The following is a 1,455-nucleotide window of genomic DNA, read 5'->3' as shown; positions in this document are numbered from 1 at the left end:
GCGGAGCTCGACCTCGTAACCCAGGCCCTTGAGGCGCTGGACGAGCCGGCGTGAGATCCGTGTCTTGTCGAGGTTGTCGAGGTGACCCGAGCCGAGGTCGTGGTACTCGACCCCGTCGCGGAGGATGTAGTAGGCGGCGATGACGAGCTTGCGGGCCACGGCGACGATGGCCTTCTTGGGGCCGTGACGAGACTTGAGCTTGTAGAAGAAGGACCGGAGGTATGAGTCCTTCTTGCCGATCGCAGCCCAAGCCGCCTGGACGAGCACGGGCTTGAGCCAGGGCGATCCCTTCCTGATGCGTCTGCTGCGCTTCTTGCCCGCGCTCTGGTCCATGCGAGGGCAAAGGCCGACCCACGACACCAGATGCTCGTGGGTCAGGAACACCTTCATGTCGATGCCCACCTCGGCCAAGATCGTCTCCGCCACGCGGTCACTGACGCCCGGGATCGTCGACAGTCTCCGCGTGGCTTGGCGAAAAGGCTCGGGCATCACCTCGACGATCCGCTGGCCGATGCGCTCGATCTGCTCGTCGAGGGCATCGAGCGTCTTGAGGTGCACGTCGAGCATGAAGACGTCGTGGGACCGGACGTGACCTCGCACGGCCTCGGCCAGGGCCAGCCACTTGCGCTTCTTGATCGAGCCCTGCGCGAGATCTGCCAGCTTGATCGGGTCACGCTCACCCGCGATCAACGCGTCCAGGATCGCCCGCCCCGTGCTCCCGACTACGTTGGTGACCACGCTGCCCATCTTGATGTTGCAGCGCTCGAGCACCTTCTGGATGCGGAGCTTGTGCTGCGTCGTCTCGCGGATCAGCTGCCTGCGCGTTCGCGTCAGGTCCCGAAGGTCTTGGACCTGCTCGGGCGGCACGAAGCTCGACTCGATGAGGCCGTGGGCGAGCAACTCGGACAGCCACTGCGAGTCGCTGACGTCGCTCTTGCGCCCCGGGACGTTCTGGACCTGCTTGGCGTTGGCCAGCGTCAGCTCGAAGCCGCCCTCGAGCACCCGCCACACCGGCTTCCAGAACACCCCCGTCGCCTCCATCGCGACGTGGCTGACCTCGTTGGCTGCGAGCCAGTCGAACAGCTCGATCAGCTGCTTGGTCGTTGTTCCGAACGTCTTGATCTCGCGCGATGCCCCACGTCCCTTGGCGGTGCGAACACACGCCACCACCGTGTCCTTGTGGACGTCTAACCCCGCGCACTTGTCGTACAGGACCTGCATGGTCTCCTCCTTGGAAGCGCCAGCAGTGAAGCCCTGGAGTTGGACAATCTAGCAACCGCGCTCACTCCACCGGACGGCGGAGGGCAGCAATCTGGGGTGCGCACGGGGCTTCGGGTCAGACTAGAACACGGGCTCGAGCGCACCATTCGAAGGCCGACCTCTGCGCTGGCTGCCCCAAGCGTACCCCCAGGTTTCATCCTTGGGGGTACGCGTCAGCGAGTGGGCGACTAGAAC

Annotated in this window: 1 protein-coding gene; it reads right to left on the bottom strand. The window is 65.0% G+C overall.

The annotated features are described in order from the left end of the window. Positions 1-1,221: IS110 family RNA-guided transposase (locus tag OEB96_RS00415; protein ID WP_266213388.1), on the bottom strand; the 1,221-nt coding region annotated here is incomplete at its 3' end. Positions 1,222-1,455 lie beyond the last annotated feature (234 nt).

Origin of the sequence: Paraliomyxa miuraensis (genome assembly GCF_026337845.1) — a bacterium.
In the GTDB taxonomy this organism is placed as follows: Bacteria; Myxococcota_A; Polyangia; order Nannocystales; family Nannocystaceae; genus Paraliomyxa; species Paraliomyxa miuraensis.
This window is presented reverse-complemented; position numbering and strand designations above follow the sequence as displayed.